The organism is Microcoleus sp. S13_C3 (assembly GCF_036700905.1).
GTDB lineage: Bacteria > Cyanobacteriota > Cyanobacteriia > Cyanobacteriales > Microcoleaceae > Microcoleus.
In genome coordinates this window covers 1-18789 of the sequence record NZ_JAUBPT010000094.1, presented here as the reverse complement: position 1 = coordinate 18789, position 18789 = coordinate 1, and the positions used below count along the sequence as shown (strand labels likewise).

15 protein-coding genes are annotated in these 18789 nt (G+C 46.0%); 2 read left to right on the top strand and 13 right to left on the bottom strand.

What is annotated here, in order from left to right:
• Positions 1-68 precede the first annotated feature (68 nt).
• Positions 69-3797, top strand: a complete 3729-nt coding sequence (locus QUA16_RS23180; protein WP_333106116.1) for an NACHT domain-containing protein — start codon at positions 69-71, stop codon at positions 3795-3797.
• Positions 3798-3890: 93 nt separating this feature from the next.
• Here QUA16_RS23180 and QUA16_RS23175 read toward each other — a convergent pair whose 3' ends face one another.
• Both QUA16_RS23175 and QUA16_RS23170 read right to left on the bottom strand, forming a co-directional pair.
• A complete protein-coding gene (locus QUA16_RS23175) occupies positions 3891-4067 on the bottom strand; it encodes a hypothetical protein (protein ID WP_333106115.1) in 177 nt (58 codons plus the stop codon).
• Positions 4068-4076: 9 nt separating this feature from the next.
• A complete protein-coding gene (locus tag QUA16_RS23170) occupies positions 4077-4343 on the bottom strand; it encodes a hypothetical protein (RefSeq protein ID WP_333106114.1) in 267 nt (88 codons plus the stop codon).
• A 154-nt stretch (positions 4344-4497) separates the two neighbouring features.
• On the opposite strand from QUA16_RS23170, the gene QUA16_RS23165 reads away from it, so the two are divergent.
• Positions 4498-5415 (top strand): tyrosine-type recombinase/integrase, encoded by a 918-nt coding sequence (locus tag QUA16_RS23165; protein ID WP_333106113.1) that lies wholly within the window; start codon positions 4498-4500, stop codon positions 5413-5415.
• A gap of 612 nt (positions 5416-6027) precedes the next feature.
• Here the strand turns inward: QUA16_RS23165 and QUA16_RS23160 are convergent.
• The 11 genes from QUA16_RS23160 to QUA16_RS23110 all read right to left on the bottom strand — a co-directional run bounded on the left by QUA16_RS23160 (position 6028) and on the right by QUA16_RS23110 (position 18182).
• Positions 6028-9072 carry a CHAT domain-containing protein gene (locus QUA16_RS23160; protein WP_333106111.1) on the bottom strand — a complete coding sequence of 1015 codons (3045 nt, stop codon included), beginning with the start codon at positions 9070-9072 and terminating at the stop codon, positions 6028-6030.
• A gap of 58 nt (positions 9073-9130) precedes the next feature.
• Positions 9131-9892, bottom strand: a complete 762-nt coding sequence (locus tag QUA16_RS23155) for a DUF1822 family protein (protein WP_333106109.1) — start codon at positions 9890-9892, stop codon at positions 9131-9133.
• Positions 9889-10500 carry a hypothetical protein gene (locus tag QUA16_RS23150; RefSeq protein WP_333181347.1) on the bottom strand — a complete coding sequence of 204 codons (612 nt, stop codon included), beginning with the start codon at positions 10498-10500 and terminating at the stop codon, positions 9889-9891. The genes QUA16_RS23155 and QUA16_RS23150 overlap by 4 nt, the downstream gene beginning before the upstream one ends.
• A 150-nt stretch (positions 10501-10650) precedes the next feature.
• The gene (locus QUA16_RS23145) at positions 10651-10914 is read right to left on the bottom strand and encodes an HNH endonuclease (RefSeq protein ID WP_333106107.1); all 264 of its coding nucleotides are present in this window, start codon (positions 10912-10914) and stop codon (positions 10651-10653) included.
• 152 nt (positions 10915-11066) lie between these two features.
• Positions 11067-11258: a hypothetical protein gene (locus tag QUA16_RS23140; RefSeq protein ID WP_333106106.1), complete on the bottom strand. Its 192-nt coding sequence runs from the start codon at positions 11256-11258 to the stop codon at positions 11067-11069.
• Positions 11248-11817: an alpha/beta hydrolase gene (locus QUA16_RS23135; protein WP_333106105.1), complete on the bottom strand. Its 570-nt coding sequence runs from the start codon at positions 11815-11817 to the stop codon at positions 11248-11250. Before QUA16_RS23135 ends, QUA16_RS23140 begins: the two co-directional genes overlap by 11 nt.
• Complete coding sequence (locus QUA16_RS23130; protein WP_333106104.1) at positions 11774-12109, bottom strand: hypothetical protein; 336 nt, start codon at positions 12107-12109, stop codon at positions 11774-11776. Before QUA16_RS23130 ends, QUA16_RS23135 begins: the two co-directional genes overlap by 44 nt.
• A gap of 385 nt (positions 12110-12494) precedes the next feature.
• Complete coding sequence (locus QUA16_RS23125; RefSeq protein ID WP_333106102.1) at positions 12495-13700, bottom strand: transposase; 1206 nt, start codon at positions 13698-13700, stop codon at positions 12495-12497.
• A gap of 244 nt (positions 13701-13944) precedes the next feature.
• A complete protein-coding gene (locus QUA16_RS23120; RefSeq protein WP_333106101.1) occupies positions 13945-14886 on the bottom strand; it encodes a ParB/RepB/Spo0J family partition protein in 942 nt (313 codons plus the stop codon).
• Complete coding sequence (locus tag QUA16_RS23115) at positions 14883-15638, bottom strand: ParA family protein (protein ID WP_333106100.1); 756 nt, start codon at positions 15636-15638, stop codon at positions 14883-14885. Before QUA16_RS23115 ends, QUA16_RS23120 begins: the two co-directional genes overlap by 4 nt.
• A 207-nt stretch (positions 15639-15845) precedes the next feature.
• Positions 15846-18182, bottom strand: coding sequence for an ATP-binding protein (locus QUA16_RS23110; RefSeq protein WP_333106099.1), 2337 nt, complete (start codon positions 18180-18182; stop codon positions 15846-15848).
• Positions 18183-18789 lie beyond the last annotated feature (607 nt).

Here is an 18789-nt window from a genome sequence, read left to right as displayed (position 1 = left end):
TGGTTTCTAGCCACCCGTGCGTAAGTCCTGTTCAGGTTAAGTTGACACGAATACTCTTCACACGCCCTATGTCAAAGCGCACTCTCCAAGCCACAGCCAAAGGAATAGAACTCGCCAAAAGAGCTTTGGAACGCAAAAACTTGACGCAGAAGGCGCTGGCTGTTGAAATGGCGATCGCAGCTTGGTCAACTGTTAACAGATTTTTTACGGGGAAGAGGATTTATCGATCGATTTTCATGGAGATTTGCCATGTTCTTGACTTAGACTGGCAGCAAATAGTCAGTCCCGAAACAGAACCGGAACCGGAACCTATTGACCCACAAATTGACGAACTGCTTGTCGCAATAGAACGCAGCGGCGCTCGTGCCAGAGCCGCCCTCAATCCCTACATTCTTCCTCCCATTCCCCGCGAAACCCTGCTGTCCAAGTGCCTTAAAGAAATACGTGCTGGAGTCTTTGAAAACAAGCGTCGCATCGTCCCCATTTTAGGAGCCGCCGGATACGGCAAAAGCACCATCCTCGGCAGCATCTACGACGAACTACACGCCGAACAAAGTGAATCAGGCAACGGTTGGCTAGCCTTAGCGCGATGCGACGATTTAATCGAATCCGCTGAAACCTTTGCCCTAGAACTCGGTGAAAAAATTAGCGGCAAGCGACAATCTATTATGGAAATTGCCCAACAACTAACAGCTCAACAAAGTCGCGGCATTCTCCTGATTGACACTTTAGATATTGTACTGACAAAACCTTTAGTTCCGGTGTTGCGCGGCATTTTATCCCAGTTATTAGAAATGGGCACAACAGTTGTTTTCACCTGCCGCGATACCGACTACAGCAACTTTTTTGAACCGTACCACGAAAGCTTTGCCGGATTCCGAGAAAGCGTCAGCGACAACTGCAAAATTACTCCCTTCACGGGCGAAGAAGTCAAAACTGCCGCGCAAGAATTCATTAAAACCAAACCCGGATTCAGCACTTTAGAAAGCCAGCAATCTTTTGCTAACAAAATTATTGCCCTTTCCGCCGACAGCGTATCCCTACAAGAAATCGTTTGTCATCCCTTGCTGCTAGCTTTACTTTGCGAGTTGTTTGCTGCTGAAGAAACGGTTCCCGAAGATTTAACAGTGAGCCAGCTCTACGAAAAATATTGGGATTGGAAAATTGCCAAAGTCCGCCACAACTTGCAGTCTGGGCATCTCAGCCTAGCCAAACAAAAACTGTGCTTGAAACTAGCGCGGCTGATGTATGAAAGCTCAGGAGAGAGATTGCGTGACTTTGTTTACGAGGGTGATTTAGACCTCAGCGAAACTGATTTCTCGGCTTACAATTCACTCAAAAGTGACGGAATTTTAAAAGAATTGGGAGGGAAGCGTTATGGTTTTTTTCACCAGACATTTTTAGAATATGCGGTCGCCCGTTGGATGAATACGAGCGAAACAGGCGAACGAGCCAAAGACCAACTTAAAAATGATTTAATTGCTTCTAAAATTGCCGATTCGAGATATTATATTTGGTCAATATTTCGCCAACTTTTAACCCTCCTGAGCCTGCCGGAATTCAGCCAAATTTCTCAGGAATTAGACACAACCAAAATCCTGCCTTTTCGCGCCCTTACCTTTGCCAGCGTTTCCCGCACCGAACCGGAATCCTCAACAGTTTTGCTGTCCCTACTAGGAATAGCCCTTATTAGAGACTACAGCTTCCAAGAAACCCTGCTGGCGGCAGCCAGAGGAGCACCGCAGCGCCACAGAGACGCCGCCTGGGAAGTGGCAGTACAACTGCTAGGAAATGTCGGCCCGGAACTAATTAACAAAGCAGCCGAAACAGCGGCCGAATTACTAGGGCGGTTCCCCCCAGTTTTGCAGGTGAATCTCGAATCGCCCGCTGAAACTTCTCGATTTGAGCGAGCCCTAGCAGCCATCGCCAATCGACAGCCGCAAACAGCAGAAAATAACCCGCAGTCTCAAACAGCAGAAAATAACCGACAGCCACAAACAACCAAAAATAACCCGCAGTCTCAAACAGCAGAAAATAGCCGACAGTCTCAAACAACCGAAAATAAACGACGACAAGAACGCTATCAAATTTGGGGAAAATTCATCGGTGTTTTTTGTGAAACTTATGCGAATAAACGGACAGATAGCATAGACTTAGAAATTTTAAAAAGCCTGAAAAAATATTATTTTCTCTTCGGCGGCAACGTTCGTTCTACCGTCATTGAACTTTACCTAACTCCGGGCATTCCGGCAACAGTACAGCGAGAATTTCTGCTAACAATTATCTCTCAACCAATTTCCGAACAATTCAAAGAACAAGAAAACACCACAAAACTTCTCAGCAGCCTGCTACCAAACTTTTTAGCTGCCGGCGACACACTCTTCGGAACCACTTGGCAAGATGCACTCCGCGCCCCACTAGGCAAATACTGGACTGCGGTTTCCGCCACTGCTGTCGGCCGCGCTGCTGCATCAGATACAGCCTTGCTAGAAGCGATTTTAAAGAGTACATTCAGCGATAGCTTGCCAAGGGATATAGAGGATTTAACGGGGCGCAATCTCGCTGCTATTACATCAGCAGTTCACAGTGGTGCGACTGATTTAGTTGCTGCTAGTTTACTAAAAATCCCCATAGAAACTATCCCAGCTAATCGAGCATCAACTATTACTTTAGTATTCAGAGAACTAGCAATTTATGGTAATGGTTTGCATCCCCTCAGTAGCGAACTGCAATTAGGTTTGGTTCAGTGGATTATGCCGGCGATAGATCGAGCTCCTGTAGAATTCATTCGCGCGATAGATGCCCTTGCCAATAACCTATCGATACAGCAGCTTTTGGCAGAGATTCTCGAACAATTACTTCCCACACTGCCAGCATCACAAACAGCTAATATCCTCAAGAAACTCAATAATGTTCCTCCTCAACTCGAACCTTACTTACAAAAAAATGCGGATTCAAAAGAAGTGCGATCGGCCCTAATTAAATTGTACCGCCAGCAAGCAGAAAATAACTCGCAAACAGCTATTTCTGAACTCGCCAAACTGTGTTTAGACCAGTCGCGAGATGTCGCCCTTGATGCCTCGGCAGTCCTACTAGCCCTTGCCGAACAGAAAAAACCCATTGAGTTACAGCAATTGCTGCCAGTCTTTGCAAAGTCTCCCCTCGTTGGCGCGCGCCAAAACTGTTTGAAAGCTTTTATTGAAACAGTCAATTCGCAAGTAGTCGCGACCTCAGAAAATATCGCTGTTTTTGAAACTTTAGAAAACGATTCGGCTGCCGAAATAGTACAACTATTGTATAAATTGATAGAAACGGCTATTTGGAATCATCCTTCAGGAATAAAAGCAATGGAGTTCGATTTAGCAAAAGCGACCTTTGAGTTAACCAACCGAATTGTTAAAAGTTCTAATCAAGAACTGATTAACATGGGAGCAGCTTCAGCGCTGATTGCTTTCAATCAAATAGCTCTTTTAGAAAAGAAAGAATTCATGTCCCAGATAGGCGCTTTTACCCGCACCTTACTGCGAATTACAGACATCAGCCGCAAAGTAGATAAATTAGTTGTCACAGGATTGCTGACTAAAATTGCTAAATTTGACTCCGAGTTTTTAGCTTCTATTGTCCGAGAAGATTTCATCGCTAGCGGTTCCCTAATGCCAGTAGCGAATCAGTGCGCTGTTGCTGTGGCTGTTGCGAACGACTGCGGCAAGAATTCACCGCTGCTAGATGAGATTTTGAACGATTGCAGAATTCCCAACGAGGTGAAAAGTCGCATTATTCGCGATCGGGAAACTTGAGAGTTTGACAGTAGCCTACATACAGCACTTTCCATCTAAATGTGATAGTAAATTCAGTCAGCCCGCGACAGGCGTGCGATCGACAGATTGCCGTCAGTCGCGGGCGTTAGCCGAGCGACAATCAGCCCGCGTCACGCGCGCGTGAAAAAGCTCCTCAAACACTCTTGCATTAAATAGTGGGCGATCGATAAAATCATCCGGTACGCCCAGGTAAGTCTGATCTGGCGATCGAATGAGCTTAGCGGTATTAGCTATTGAGGACAGTCGCACCTCTCCCTTCTAAGGCTTTAGCAAAGGAATAACGGTTTCAACCCAAGAGGCCGAGAAACCCGCACGCTCATCTCGCACCAGCGGTGAACGGGCAACTTCATGTTGTCTGTAAAGGTTGAAAAGGTGCTGTTGCCCTCTTGAGAGAGAGGAGGCAACTCTGGTGGCAGAACTTCCCCAAAAGGCAGCTTTAATTGTTTGACCATCAAAATTTATACTCGTTCGATCGAGTACAGCGAGCGCCGCTGCACCTGCAAGGGTTTTGCTTAAGCCGCTCATTATTAGTACGTCCGTCGCTCGCGGTGTAAATTATCCTTCTTTTTGCACCCCTAATGAGGGTAATCTGGTCTGGAAAGCCAAATTATCAGACCGGCTATGGACTTAGAACACGCTGCTAATTCCTTTGGAGAAATAGCTTCGACGCGCGACAAGCGTGGCAGAGCTGTTAGCTGCCAAGCGCTCTGTCAACACTAGGCGTGCTTATGAGAAAGACTTGTACGATTTCTTTGCGACAATGACGGGGCAGGAACCTCACCCGGCATTGGTGCGCGAGTTCCTACGGCTGAACCGCTTCGCCGCTGTCGCGGTGGTTCTCAAGTATAAAGCCAAACTAATCGACAAGGGACTTAAGGAAGCGACGATTAATCGGCGGCTGGCGGCTATCAAAAGTTTGGTGAATTTTGCTCGGAAGGTGGGCGAGTGCGAGTGGAGTTTGGTAGATGTTGAAGGAGAGAAGGTGGTTCCTTACCGGGATACTACAGGGTTTGGCCGAGTTGCTTCTGAGAATGTGGCGGCGATGCAGTCGGTGTTGTCCATTCCTGACAGGAGTACACCCCAGGGAAAGCGCGACTATGCAGTTCTCCGGCTGCTGTGGGACAATGCGTTGCGCCGGGGGGAGCTCGGCGGAGCCAATATAGGCGACTTTGACCCGCTAGCCCGAACTCTGAACATTTACGGCAAAGGTAGGGGAACTCAAGCGCAGCTAATTGACTTGCATAGCGCGACGGCAGATGCGATTTCTGATTGGCTGAGCGTGCGGGGAGCTGCAATGCCCCTCGATCCTTTATTTATTGCTTTGACAAAGCGGGAATATGGGTTGAGGTTGAGCGGGTACGCTATTTACAAGCTTGTTTTCTCAACTTGCTGTGCTGCGGGAATTCCTAAAAGAATCAGCCCGCACAGAATACGCCACGCTGCAATTACGACGCTGTTAGATGCAAGCAACGGCAATACGCGAATGGCGCAGAAGTTGAGCCGCCATACCAGCTCGAACGTCCTTAATTGCTACGATGATAATCGGCAGAGCTTGCAGCGGGAAGCGTCGGGGCTGCTGGCTGGTTTGGTACGCTAAGTTTAGATTTATATGTTCGGATAATAATCGAATACCAATACTCCGGACCGTTTTTGGAACGATACTACAAGCCTTACAGGGCAAGCCTCATAAAAAAGTCGAATTAAATGCAAGTCAGGGGTAGAGGTGACATTGATTTAATTATCCACGGTGCCTCAAAGTCAAGCGAGAATAAGTTATTGGACCATAGAAAAAGTGTCCGGACTATTGGAATACAAGACTATGGGGAAACTTACCGAAACTGTTAACTCTCGTCTCACACTCCTAGTCCAAGGAAATATGGTTGAAATACTGCGATACAGTATTTAGGACTCAAAATGATTGGTGAGCGAGATTATCTGCGAATACTAGCCAAGAAATTGTAAAAGTTGGGGGTATCGAACCCCCAACTTTTATCCCCATTCCTCTCACTACTGTTAAAGCAGTCGAACCCAAATCTGCAACTGGTATCGAACCCCCAACTTTTACCCCCATTCCTCTCACACTCTCCCGTTGCGGTGAAACGTGAGGCTCCTGCGGAATTAGTTGAACTTTCCTTTCCTAACTAATGCTCGAACGAACTGCTATACTGGTTTATTCAGATGTGGCTAAATTCCTCTTTAATAGTCTATTTTACCGAATCCCAGTGCAGGTAAAAGCGGCCCAGTAAAAAGGGTGAGAGAACGGCTTTAATTCTTGACAAAATTTATCTAAATTTTTGAGAGATAGATAAATTTGTTTGCCAATTTTATCATACTTTTTGTATTCTTCATCCCATTGCTGATATTCTGAGGAACCGGAGGAGCAAGCTTTTCGTTCTGCCTCGGATATTTTGCGGAGCGTGTGGGTTTCTTCACGTTTCTGTTTCAAAAGTTCTGTGAGTTGGGGTTTATAACTAGCAGCTAAGGTATTGCCCGTAAGCTCTCGCAACTTAACTTGAGCTTGTCTAATAGCCTCTGGGCGATTCTTTCCCTGCTGCCACTCTTGATAGTAAAAAATGGAGAAAAGCGCCGTAGCTAAATCATCGACAGCCCAAAGCGTACTGATAACACTTCTGGCTCCCGCCGACAAAAAAGCAGTTGAAAAAGTGAGGATATCACCAGTAATTTCACTCAATCCCAATCCTGTTTCGCAGCAGGAAAGAAATACATCCGACAACTGAGGGAGACGCCATGCAGGAGTCATTAGCTGACCTAAAGTAATGCAGCCATCTCCTAAAATTAATGTCGATTCAAAGGGATTGTCAAAGCGCGACTGGGCGTGGTGGCTAGAGTGGAGGATTTGGACGGTTTGCGCCAGTTCTCGATAGTTACTAACCGTGGCTTGATGGCGACCTTTTAAGCGTCGATTGTCTGGGATACTATAAAAAACTGCGATTTGCTCTCCTTCAAAGCTGGCACAAGGCAAGTCGCCCGTCGCATCTTCAATAGTGCCACAGTTTAGGTTATTGCCGGGGGAAGGGCGCTGCTGGCAGAATTCTAAGACTTGACAACTAGGTGCGTAACGAATGAGAAACTTGTCTCCTAAATATCGGTTGTCTCCGATGGGTAGTGCAGCGAAGGGGATTTGGTGAAGGGCAAAATGAGGAACTATAATCAGTTCCGAAATTCCGTCTAAATGCCATAAGATTAGATCGTTTAAATTTAACTGTTGTGCCAGTTCAGTTAACATCCCAACGAACTCTTCTTTCCAAGAATTGTTATCTTCAACATATTGTCCTAACCAATTTTGGAAAATCCATCCGTGCAAAGTCTCAAATCCTAAATCAGCGCAACTTTGCAGGGTAATCTCGTTTTGCCGCACGACGAAGATAAAGGTGTCGCTAACAGTGGTGTAAAAGCTAATAATTGCAGTGGTGGGTTTGTCGATAAGCTTCTGGATGGATGGGAATTTGAGAGGATTGACTCGAATTTGACCCGCAAGCACCGGATCTAAGCGACGAAGTTGTTCCCAAATTAGGAGTTTTTCAGCTTCCAGATCAGCTATTATTTGATTGTAAGCTGCTAGTGCTGCGCGACTGTTATCAAGTTTGCTATTATCAAGTTTGCTATTATCAAAGTCGTTGCTAGGTTGATTGCGCCCTCGTTCTTTGTCAATTTGCTGCTGTAGCTGTTCAAAATCCTGTAAATACTGTTGAATTTCAGCAGGAATTTCTGCACTTGAATAGAGGTCATTGCTTGCCATTAAGTCTACGAGGCGTTTAGAGCGCGATCGCTCTACGTATTCAACAGCTTTATCTAACTGCTTATTATTGATGCAAGCTTGCACGATGTTTGCATAAATGTCGATCGCCTCTTCCAAAATCTCTTGGCGGCGAAATTCAGAAGTTGCCCAAGTACGGCTGGTTTCTACGGCTTCGATCGCGATACCGTATCCCTCAATGGCTAACTGCCAATCTTTAATTACAAATGCTATTTTTCCAAGGGTTTCTCCAGCGTTAAAGCCTTCAAATGGAAAAGCTGTTGGCGTGCAAACTTTCAAAGCAGATTGATAAGATGCGATCGCTTTTTCGTGTGATTCAACCATGAAGTAACATTTACCCAGATTCATTTGAGCCATAGCCCACTCTCTAGGAAACTCATCCGGGTTAAAGACTTTTAAAGCAGATTGATGGGCGGCAATAGCCATTTCTAAATTATCATTTCGATCGCCCTTACGTCGATGCACGTAAGCGTTACCCAAATTAGTTTGCACTCCTGCCCAATCTGCGGGAAACTCGTCTTGAGTATAAACTTGTAATGCTGCTTTGTTAGCTGCGATCGCCTTTTCAATATTTTCTACCCGATCGCCGTGAATTCGGTGGCGGTAAGCAGATGCCAGATTCATTTGAGTCATAGCCCAAAGTTTGGGAAATTCTTCGCGGGTGCGGAATAACAGAGCATTTTGATAGCAAGCAATCGCTTGTTCCAAGTTATCCGCCTTGTCGCCACAAATGCGATCGCGATAAATAAGACCTAAATTGTTTTGAAGTTGAGCCCATGCTTCAGGCATTGCTTCGCGGGTGTAAACTTCCATTGCTGTGCAACAAGCGATTCTTGCTAATTCTGCATTCTCTAACCGATCTCCGCGAATTCGGTTGCCATAAGCAATAGCCAAATTCTTTTGAATTTCTGCCCACATTATGGGACGAGATTCGCGAGTCAATACTTGTAGGGCATTTTGGCAGCAGGCGATCGATCGTTCTAGATTTTCGGCGAGATCGCCCTTCAAACGGCGGTGATAAGCATTACCGAGAGAGTTTTGACAAGCTGCCCACTGTTCTGGAAAAGCTTCGTAGGTTAAGACGGTGACAGCAATTTCATAACCTGCAATGGCAATCTCTAAATTATTGGCTTCATTTCCTTTTTTAAATTCATGGATGCAGTAGCTTAACATCATAAGTCGAGCAGCGATTCCTTTTTTCCCTGCGGGTGGTGCTTCAGATAGTATCGCAGACGAGTGATATCGCAACACCTTAACAAAGTGTTCATCAAGTTGAGCTTGATTAGCTTCAAGCACGACGTTAATTTCTGGCACTATCCTTTGGTCAACCGTTTGGAAATTCCTGCGACTCTCTGAAATAGCGTCTAATAATTGAAAGAATAAACGAAACCGGGTTTGCTCTTGGATGGAATCCCATTGTGCTGTCTGGCGTTTTGTCGTTTGGGGAGCTTTCTTCGGGCCGAATCCTTTTGCCATATTCTTTACAGGTTACGAAGGGGATACTACATATACACATCAGCTATCCCTTCCAAAATTACGCAGCATCCCTCCATATTTCTGCTAACTTCTCCAGCAGTGCTTCGGCTAAATCTTCTAAATCAGTGTCGGCGCTATCGGCACTTTCACGAGTAAATTCCCCTCCTGCGGTACTCCCAGCTAACATCTCTCCCCCTGCGTACCGCCACTCGTACTCTTCGCAAGTTCGATAAATACGCTCTAATTGGGCAACAATATTGCTCTGCGATTGAGTTTGGATCGTGGAGCGTACCTGTATCGCCACTGGATCGTCAGTTTCTAAGAAGGCGATCGCTTCTTCTAAACGAGTAATCTGTTCAATTAAAGCGTCGATCGGCATCAGTTCTGCTACCGCGAGTTGTTGCGGTGGATTTAAGCTATCTAAGCTTGGAGCAAATCCCAATAGTTGCACGGAGTCAAGGCGATCGCTAAACTGTACTCCTACATATCCAATCCGATTCTCTATTACTTCTTCGGGTAAGAAGATGGTTGTTTCACCAGGTAAAACTGGGCGGCATTCTAAGGAACCAATGCCAGTAATTAGCAAGTCAGCGACATTAGCAAGGACTGTTTTTGCTGGATTGAAGCTATCGGAAGAATTAAAATCTGTTTCAATTTGCAGCCATTTTAAATAGCTGTAAACTGCGTAAACTGCCAGTGCATTCAAGTAAACTCGTTTTCCTTTTTGGACTGTACTTTGAACGGCTGCCAACTGTCGAGCCAATTCGTGAGCTTTTAACTCTAGCGGTACTGTTAACAGAGGTATTTCTGCGATGTTCATGGTTGTGATTCCTGTTTATATCCTAGAGTGCGGGCTATTTCTTGCAACGAAGGTTCACATTTTCTATCCCAGTGAGAAGTCAGAGTTGGGTACTTAACGTTTAACTCTTTTGCTAAGTCTTTAAACTTGTCCGGGGGTTCTTTTAACACTCTTCTCAGGCTGAGGAATTGGCAGTTGCACTCCGGCTTAGAACGAGGGTAGCTATTTCTTAGCTTGCCTTCTGGATCTTGCTCTATGTAATGTTCGAGTTCGAGACCAATTCGCTGAGTGGTTTCTTTCTGAACACTTTCAATCATGCCATCCAACCCGCTGAGCGTAAAATCGGGTAATAGTTCGAGCCGAGTTGTTTCCCCAGCATCCACCGCAATCGGTGCATCTAAACTAATTGGAGCATCTTTGTCAGGAGAGTACAAATCTTTAATTCGCCAACCCAGGTAGCCGTTGATCCAGTTGACAAAACTTTTTGAAACAGAAGGTGATCGCGGCTCAAAATTAGCAATCTCGCGACTAACCCATTCTAAAGTAAGGTTGAGGGCAACAGGATAATTTGGATGAGCTGATTTTTTGACTCCTGGTAGTTGTTGAATTTGCAATAACAGCTTGTTCATGGCTGTTCGCCATTTTTTGCTTGGGGCTGAGTGTTGGCGCACCTCTGCAATTAGAGCGCTTAACCGTCCATCTAGGTCATCCATGCGACTTTTTTGAGGAGCAAGTTAGTTTGTTTATTAGCTATGAAAATTCGCGATCGTGCGAAAATCCTAAGCTATTTTCTCATGTGGTTGAGCTCTTTGTGTGCGTAAGTTCTTGCCGTCCGGAGGTTCGAGGCTATTTCCACGCGAATTATTGCAACTGAAGCAGGCTAAACGCAGGTTGGAGAGTGCGTTAGACCCGCCTCGACTTTTCGGGAGTAAGTGTTCGATGGTTCTTTCTGATTTCTGCATGGACTTGTTGCACCAGTAGCAGTGATTTCCGTACAGTTGCAGGAGTTGGCGTCTCTTGTTGCGTCTTGAAGCTGGGGACATAAAGCTTTCGGAGCCTCACGGCTGTTACGTGTTCATTTACGTATCAGCTCCCTGCTAAAAATTTACGCAGCCATAATTTAAACTCTCCTGCTGCCTTTGATCCCTGGACTAAAGTCGAGCGGGTTGTCAGGCTCGTTTTTGAGGATTTTTCTTTATTTTGGTTGGTAATTAGAAGACTTCAGAGCAGGAGCCAAAAAGCGTTCTGTGTAATACAAAGCCAGTTGATTGCTCACACCATTAAAAACCGCATCAAAGGCGTGTTCAGCCCAAGGAATTTCGACCATTACCGCACGGTTTCCAGTGGCTTGTAATTGTTCGTAGAGAGCGTCCAAACTAGGCCCCAACTATATGGTCGCGGCCTGCATAAACCAGTAGAGAAGGGGGAAGGTTGGGTTTAACATAATTGATGGGAGAAGCTTGACGGTAAAGCTCTCCTAATTGGTCGGGGGTTCCTCCCAGAAAGTCACGCAGAATGGCTCGGACGTTTAGGGGGTCGGGAAAAGGGGGATCGTAATATCCTCGAAGCAGGTTATTTGGCCCGTAGTAATTCACTACTGCCCGAACTGGAACTGTAGTTGAACGATAAGCATAAAGCGATGCTAAATGGGCACCGGCTGACCTTCCCATCAGAGCAATTCTGTTAATATCAATTTCCCACTCATCGGCATGGGTTTTGATATACGATAGAGCGGTTTCTACGTCCTCCAACTGAGCTGGAAACCGATACTGGGGAGCGTGGCGGTAATCAATTGCTACTACACAATAGCCCCTCGCAGCCATGTAGCGGCTAAATTCCTGATTGCTATTTGGACTGCCTCTTTGCCAAGCTCCTCCGTAGAGGATGACGATCGCCGGATATCTACCAATTTGCATCCGCCGGTAAAGGTTGAGTTTCAGTTTCACTCCATCCGGGGAAAGCAACTACAACGCCTTCAGGAATGCGAACTTCCCGGACGGGGATTCCCCGGAAGGCATCTGCTAGGATAAACGGTTGAGGGCGTAGTTGTGCCTGTTCAATTTGAGGAAGGGTGGCCAAATAGTCTGCCCCCAAAACTGCTTGGACTTTGGCCGCGATCCGTGTATTGGCTGCTGGGAACTGTCGCAGGGGGATTAGGCTGAGGATCAGGGCAAGCAGGCTACACACCAGGGATGTGTTGCAGAGCCAGCCTTGTTGTCGTCTGAAGATGGTTAGCATTCGGGCGATGCATTAATACCTACAAGCCAAGGGCTAATTTCTGGCGCTCCCACTGCCAAAGGAAACAGGGACAGTGTGGCCGCTGGTACGATGACCCAGAGGCTGAGAAATAATCCAACTGCACTCAGAAACGAAGAGATGAACAGGGAGACTAGAAACCATACTAATGAGACTAGCTTTTTGTCGTTATTTTTAGGTCGCACAGATTTTTTCCCAAAGCCGGATTTTTAACTATTACGCCTTAGATCCCGCCACTGAAGTCTGTATCCAGAATTAGTTGCGGGATCTAAGGCGAGAAAAACCGAAATTGTTTTCAGGCGAGAAAAACCGAAATTGCTTTCAACCGATATGAGGTACAGCCGAATAAGGACAGAGAACATGTAAATTACCCAGCACTGACCTGAGTACAGGTACAGTGTGGGCTTTCAATAGCCCTGAAATGATCTTGCACATTGCAAAACAATCTCGAACCTTCGGGCTTATTTACGAAAGCCCCAATAGCAGCAATATTCTTACTGCCGTTTAAGTCCGCATCACCTTTCCATCCACAATGACCACAAGCAAACTTTTTGCCGTTTCTATAAGATTCACCCTGTACAGGGTGAATATGATTGCAATTGTGGCACGTTTGGCTAGTGTATCTAGGCTCAACAAACAAAATCTTTACGCTATGCTTTATAGCTTTGTAGATCAGGAATTGGCGCAACTGAAAGAATGCCCAGTTATTGCTAAGTCTCCGCTCTTTTTTCGAGCGTGGCTGCTGGTTTGTGCGCTCCCTAATTCCAGTCAAATCTTCCAAAGCGACAACTTGATTTTTGTTCTTAGCCTTGGTTACGATGCGGTGACTGATAGTGTGATTTACCAAGGTCTGAAAGCGCTTTTCCTTGCCCGACAACCGTTTCAACAATTCTCGACATCTACGCCGAGCGCTGCGTGTGCCTTTCGTGGCTTTTCGCTGGATATTTGCTCTCAACTTGGCATAATGGTTTCTAACTTTGGTAATTTGTTTGCCGCTAAATGTATCTCCATCAGAAGTGACCGCAATATCAGTCCGACCAAAATCACAACCCAAAACTTGATTGCAAGGTGGAGGCTCGGCTGGCTGAGATTCAAGCTGAATATTAAGATAGTAACTACCATAAGAGCGTTTGCACAAAGTAGCAGTTTTGGGGTTTTGACCTTTGAGCAATCCAAGTTGGTAGTTTCCGATAGCCAGTACAAACCGTTCCCTACCACCAGTAGTAGTCAAACTTACTGTCCAATCTTTTTCCCTAAAAGAAAAGATACGGGTATCGTAAGTGACGCTAGTAGGAGCAAAGCGGATGACTGGCTTCCCATCTTTTTTAGCTGTTTTTCTGTTGCCAGAAACCCGTCTAATAGCATGGATTGCCAACTGCGCCGAAAGTCCAAACATATCTCTGATATTGTTATATACCAAAGATTGCATCGCCAATTCATTTGTCAGAGTTGGCGGCACAGTTTGATTCACGTATTCACAAGCATTAGCGAACGCCTGAAGGGTTGCATCAATTTTGATGGACTGCTCAGGCGTTACTTGGAGCTTGCAAGATACTGTCAGGACTTGTTTCATGACAAGATTGTATTACGTATTGAATAAGAAATTCTGTTGCGTTTATAGATAATTTGTTCAGTGGGTAAGCCTCACGCGCATTCCTCCCGTCACTCAACGGAGTACCGTTAGACTGCGGGACTCCTGCTGTTTTAGTTGAAGTTTTTCTAAAACAGAAGCCTACACTGCTCCTGCCGATACAGTGTAGGTACTTCACTCAGCTTAAATTAATGTGAATTTAAGTAGTTTTACTTTAAAATCCGCTTCATTTTTCCAATCCCTCACCCACCAAAGCTTCCAGTTCAGCTAACAGCTTCTCTAGTTTCTTTTGCTTTTTGGGGTCATCCCAAACCTTAGACTTTTTCACTCGCTGCAAAGCTGCATCTACGCGACTTTTAAGCGAGCGATCCGGTGTAGTCGCCTCCCCTGTATTTTGGGCTTTTAAATCGGCAATGCGCTGTTTGATTTGGGTCAGAGAGAGGTCGAGAGCGATCGCCTCTTCTAACAATTGGGATCGCTCTGAGCTATCCTTAACTCGGGCGATCGCCCTGGCTTTGGTATACTCAATCTGTCCTTTCCGCAGCGCTCCAATCACATCATCTGGCAGGTTCAGCAACGGGAGGCGATTGGTTCGGAAACTCTCTGGAGTGTACTTCCCGACGAGTGCAAATATATCGCTTACTATTTCCCACTCCGAGCTGTGGATAACGTTATCCACACCGGCTCGTTCCGGGTGCGCGGCTGCTCCGAGCAAAGCAATAACTGACGAGGAGGTAGAGTTCAATTTCATTGCCAGCAATTGCAGAATTCCCTCAGTTTCCTCAATCGCATTCAAATCTTCCCGCTGCAAGTTTTCCAGCAGTGCAATTTGCAGAGCCTCTGTGTCTGTCAGTTCCCGAATCACAACAGGAATCTCAGTCAAACCTAACGACGAAGCGGCTCGATAGCGCCGTTCTCCAGCCACCAATTCGTACTTGTTGCCATCTATTGGGCGTACCAGGAGCGGTTGCAGAATTCCTAGCTGCTTGACTGACTCCACCAGTTCTTGCATGGCTATCGGATCGAAATAGCGGCGTGGCTGCTGCTGGGGCAAGACAATTTTGTCTATGGAGACTAGGGAGGATGCGGCATCTTCGCTGTCGCTGGTTCCTAATAGAGCCTCAACCCCTTTGATTTGATAAGGCTGATTGTCGCGCTTTTGATTCATCGCAGAGCTAAGAGTCCTTGTGCAATAGTATCGAGTACAGCGACGGCTGGATGTTTTGGATTGTACGCAGCCAGAGGTACGTGTTGCTGTGACGCATCGGCGAAAGCGACAGTCCGAGGCACGGCGGGGTAAATCGCACCAATCTTCTCCAGAGAAGTAGTAATTGACTGCAAACTTTGAAAAGCTTGTACAGTACGGGGATCGTACAGCGTCGGAATCACTCCGGCAATCTGCAATTTCCGATTAGCGCGTTTCCTGACGCGAGCAATGGTTTGCAACAGCAATTCTGTTCCTTTGAGAGCTTTATATTCAGTCTGAATCGGAATTAAGACGTGAGTGGAGGCAACTAGACTGATATAGGATAGGATGCCTAGCGAAGGAGGGCAGTCTATCAATATGAAGTCATAGTTCGAGCTAAGGGGGTCAATGACTTCTTTTAGCCGACTATCTCTCATGTCAGCCACCACCAGTTCCAGCTCTGCTCCGCTCAAATTAATATTAGAAGGGAGCAAGTCCATGTTGTGAAGGTTTTTGCGGAGCGCCGCGTCAGAACCGTTCATAATAGACTCGTAGACAGTCTCCTGTAACTCAGATGGCTCCAAGCCCATGAAGGCGGTAAGCGAGGCTTGGGGGTCCATATCTACTAACAAGACTTTTTGCTTCCGCTTGGCTAAATGGTAGCCTAAATTCATTGTCAAACTGGTTTTGGAGACACCGCCTGACTGGTTGAACAGCGCAATAATTTTGCTCATCTATTTTTAAGCACGCTCACTCAACGTGTTGATTAAACAATATTAGTGGACTGCGGCTTATTGTAAACTAATCTTTGAAAGAACTTTGAGAACCGCGTCTGATAACTAACTGCGATCGCAGTTATCATTGAACTATCGCAGTTATCATTGAACTAGAGATGTTCAGCGCAGTCCCTACTCATAATCTTGGATTTGGGTGGGGTTCGTTCAAAGGTAGTGTTGAGTTAAATCGCTGATAATATCTAAGCTCATATTGTCAACTAATTTAGTCAAAGCCGCAGCAAGAGACTTCTGCGACAGGGGAATTCGCTCAATCAACAGCCTTACCGCTTGCTCATCTCCACAAGCTGCTGCTTTATAAAGCTTCTCAATCGACTCCCTCGGCAACACAGACAGCGACTCAGAAGTCAGTTGCATAACAGGCTCATCCTGTTCGGACTTCCTAGACGACTCCTCTTCATAGATATAGCGAACTCCCAAATGAAGCGCCATCTTCTCAAAAATTACTGTTTCTCGGAACGGTTTGGCAACAAAGTCATCGAAGCCATTCGACAAAGCGAGTTTCTTGGTTTCAACAAACGCATTAGCGCTCAAAGCAATAATTTTTGTATTGGAGCCGTCAGGCAGAGAACGAATTTTTCGAGCAGCTTGAAAGCCGTCTAAAAGCGGCATTTTCAAATCCATCCAAATTAAATCCGGCTTGTACTTTTGCCACAATTTAACAGCCTCAGTTCCGTTATCCGCAAACCACAAAAGAAAGCCGGCTGACTTCAATATCTGAGTTAGTAGCAACCGATTTGCAGACTCATCGTCCGCTACCAGAATGCGATAATTTTGTTGGTTGGGTGCCAGTCCATTCACTTGTTTTTGAGGCTGGATGTCACGGACTTCGCTCTGTGTTGCACGACTCACTTTAATGTAAAAACTGAAAACCGTTCCTTTCCCCACAGAACTTTTGACCTTGATATCGCCACCCATCAGCTTGACGAAAGAGCGGCTGATGGGCAATCCCAAGCCCGTTCCCGTTTGTGATTTCCTGCCAGTTGCTGTTTGCACGAACGGCTTGAACAAACTGCTAAGCTCGTCAGGCGCAATACCAGGACCTGTATCCTTCACTGAGAACTGGAGAAAGAATTTGGGTAACGGTTTTTTTGCCAGTGGCTGAAGGCATTTTACAGTCAGCTTCACCCTACCCGCCTCAGTAAATTTAACAGCATTACCTAACAAGTTAATCAAAACTTGACGCAGCTTGCTTTCATCAGTTCGGATGTATTGCGGCACATCAGAACTGCGTTCAAAAACAAGTTGCAAGCCCGACGACTGAGTTTTGAGCTGAAATAAAAGTTTTAAGTCATCGAGCAAACTGTACAAGTCAACAGCAGTTTCTTCGAGGGTGATTTGACCTGCTTCAATTTTGGACAGCGACAAAATATCGTTGATTAGTTTCAACAAATGCTCGCCGTTGCGATTGATAATATTTAAACTCGGCTGCTGTTCCGGGGCAGTTTGTTTGGAGCGGACAAGAAGGTGGGCAAAGCCGATAATAGCATTGAGAGGCGTTCTCAATTCGTGGCTCATGTTCGCCAGAAAGGTACTTTTAGCGCGATTGGCACTTTCGGCTGCAATTTTAGCTTGTTTTAGTTCCTTTGTTTTCTGTGCAACTTGCCACTTTAAATCGCCAGAATATTCTTCTAACCGCTGGCGAGATGCTTTTAACTGGCAATTCATGCGCTCGAAAGCACAGGCTAGGGCTTCGAGTTCGGCAACACCGCTACCTGAAACTGTTGAGTCGAAGTCGCCACCAGCTATCGCCTCTGTTGCCGAAATTAACCGCAGCAGCCGCTGTTCTATTCTTAGGGAAATGGACAGCAAAAGGCAGATAGAAAGAACCAAAGCCAGCAGCACGAGCAAAATAGTGTTGCGGGTGTTAGCCTGAACTTTGCTCGTGAAGTCGGTTTCGGGTACAACTGCCACAATTAGCCAGTTTAAGCCTTTCGAGTTTTCAAAAGGTCTGACTTGCAGCCAGTATAGTGAGTTGCTGGCAGTAAAGTTAAGATTTTGGCTGCTGTTAATAGCAGCCAGGCTGCCATAATGTTTAAGCAAATACTCTGTTGAAAGCTGGATTACTTTTTGTTGCAGAGCTTTGGTGCGAACTCGCGGATGGTGGTCAACCGAAATAGACGGTTTTGGTTCAGTTACCTCGTTCCAAGCAACTAAACGTCCCGAACGGTCTAAGATAAAGGCTTGACAGTTAGGGCTGATGTGGAAATCGTGCAAGTTGAATGTTGAGGTTGGGGTGGGAAAAGCAGGATTTGTTTTTTGTTGACGGAATATTGTTTTTGGAGAGTCTGACCCATTTCTTTTCCCATTTGGTTTGATTGTGACTTTGGCTGTTTGACTTGGGGAAAGTTGGTTTACCGAACCAGTTGGAATTTGATTGTAAGTCCCTTCTCCTTTCCCAACCCCTTCTTTTAAGTAGTTATCAAGGCGGTCCCAGATGCGGCTCGTTGCTTCTCCCAATAGCTGTGCAACTAAGTCATTCATTGTCTGCCGCCCTGTTTGAAAAGAAAGCCATCCCGTTAGAGCTAGTAAGGTTGAAATTAGGAGAGCGTTGGGGACTGTAAGCACAACGCGCAGCGGGAGGGCAGACTTTTTTTGAATTGAGCTTTTTGGGCGGAACATTGGTTGAAAAAAGGGAGTGGGGAGTGGGGGCGGAGTAGGGAATGGGGAGTGGGGAGAGGGGGAGAGGGGGAGAGGGAGAGAGTGGGAGATTAGAGGTGTGCAGTAAACAGCAAGCTGTTTGAATTTTCAGGTAGATTGCAGTTAAGTAAATGGACAGAATTAATTACACACTGATTCTTTGCTAGACAAGGCTTGTAGCCCATAGTTTTGTGTAATTAATTGTGTCCTACTACTTACATAATCCCTCATTTCTATTCAATTGGGTGAGTATATGTTAGATGTTGAAGCCCTCTAGTTTTTATCGGGTTGTTGCAAGTTTTCAAACTTCTCCCCCTCTCCCCCTCTCCCCCTCTCCCTTTCTCCCTTTCTCCCCTCTCCCCCGCTCCCCCACTCCTTTCAGGGGTAGGTTTTTAATGATGACACCGGATTGGATAGTATAGAAACAGTGAGTTTTACACAGCTCCGGAGC

What these genes read in the sequence shown, in the direction of transcription:
- QUA16_RS23180 (WP_333106116.1), top strand. Translation starts at nt 69, where the DNA reads ATGTCAAAGCGCACTCTCCAAGCCACAGCCAAAGGAATAGAACTCGCC.
- QUA16_RS23170 (WP_333106114.1), bottom strand. Translation starts at nt 4,343, where the DNA reads ATGAGCGGCTTAAGCAAAACCCTTGCAGGTGCAGCGGCGCTCGCTGTA.
- QUA16_RS23160 (WP_333106111.1), bottom strand. Translation starts at nt 9,072, where the DNA reads ATGGCAAAAGGATTCGGCCCGAAGAAAGCTCCCCAAACGACAAAACGC.
- QUA16_RS23155 (WP_333106109.1), bottom strand. Translation starts at nt 9,892, where the DNA reads ATGAACATCGCAGAAATACCTCTGTTAACAGTACCGCTAGAGTTAAAA.
- QUA16_RS23150 (WP_333181347.1), bottom strand. Translation starts at nt 10,500, where the DNA reads ATGAACAAGCTGTTATTGCAAATTCAACAACTACCAGGAGTCAAAAAA.
- QUA16_RS23145 (WP_333106107.1), bottom strand. Translation starts at nt 10,914, where the DNA reads ATGTCCCCAGCTTCAAGACGCAACAAGAGACGCCAACTCCTGCAACTG.
- QUA16_RS23130 (WP_333106104.1), bottom strand. Translation starts at nt 12,109, where the DNA reads ATGCTAACCATCTTCAGACGACAACAAGGCTGGCTCTGCAACACATCC.
- QUA16_RS23125 (WP_333106102.1), bottom strand. Translation starts at nt 13,700, where the DNA reads ATGAAACAAGTCCTGACAGTATCTTGCAAGCTCCAAGTAACGCCTGAG.
- QUA16_RS23120 (WP_333106101.1), bottom strand. Translation starts at nt 14,886, where the DNA reads ATGAATCAAAAGCGCGACAATCAGCCTTATCAAATCAAAGGGGTTGAG.
- QUA16_RS23115 (WP_333106100.1), bottom strand. Translation starts at nt 15,638, where the DNA reads ATGAGCAAAATTATTGCGCTGTTCAACCAGTCAGGCGGTGTCTCCAAA.
- QUA16_RS23110 (WP_333106099.1), bottom strand. Translation starts at nt 18,182, where the DNA reads ATGAATGACTTAGTTGCACAGCTATTGGGAGAAGCAACGAGCCGCATC.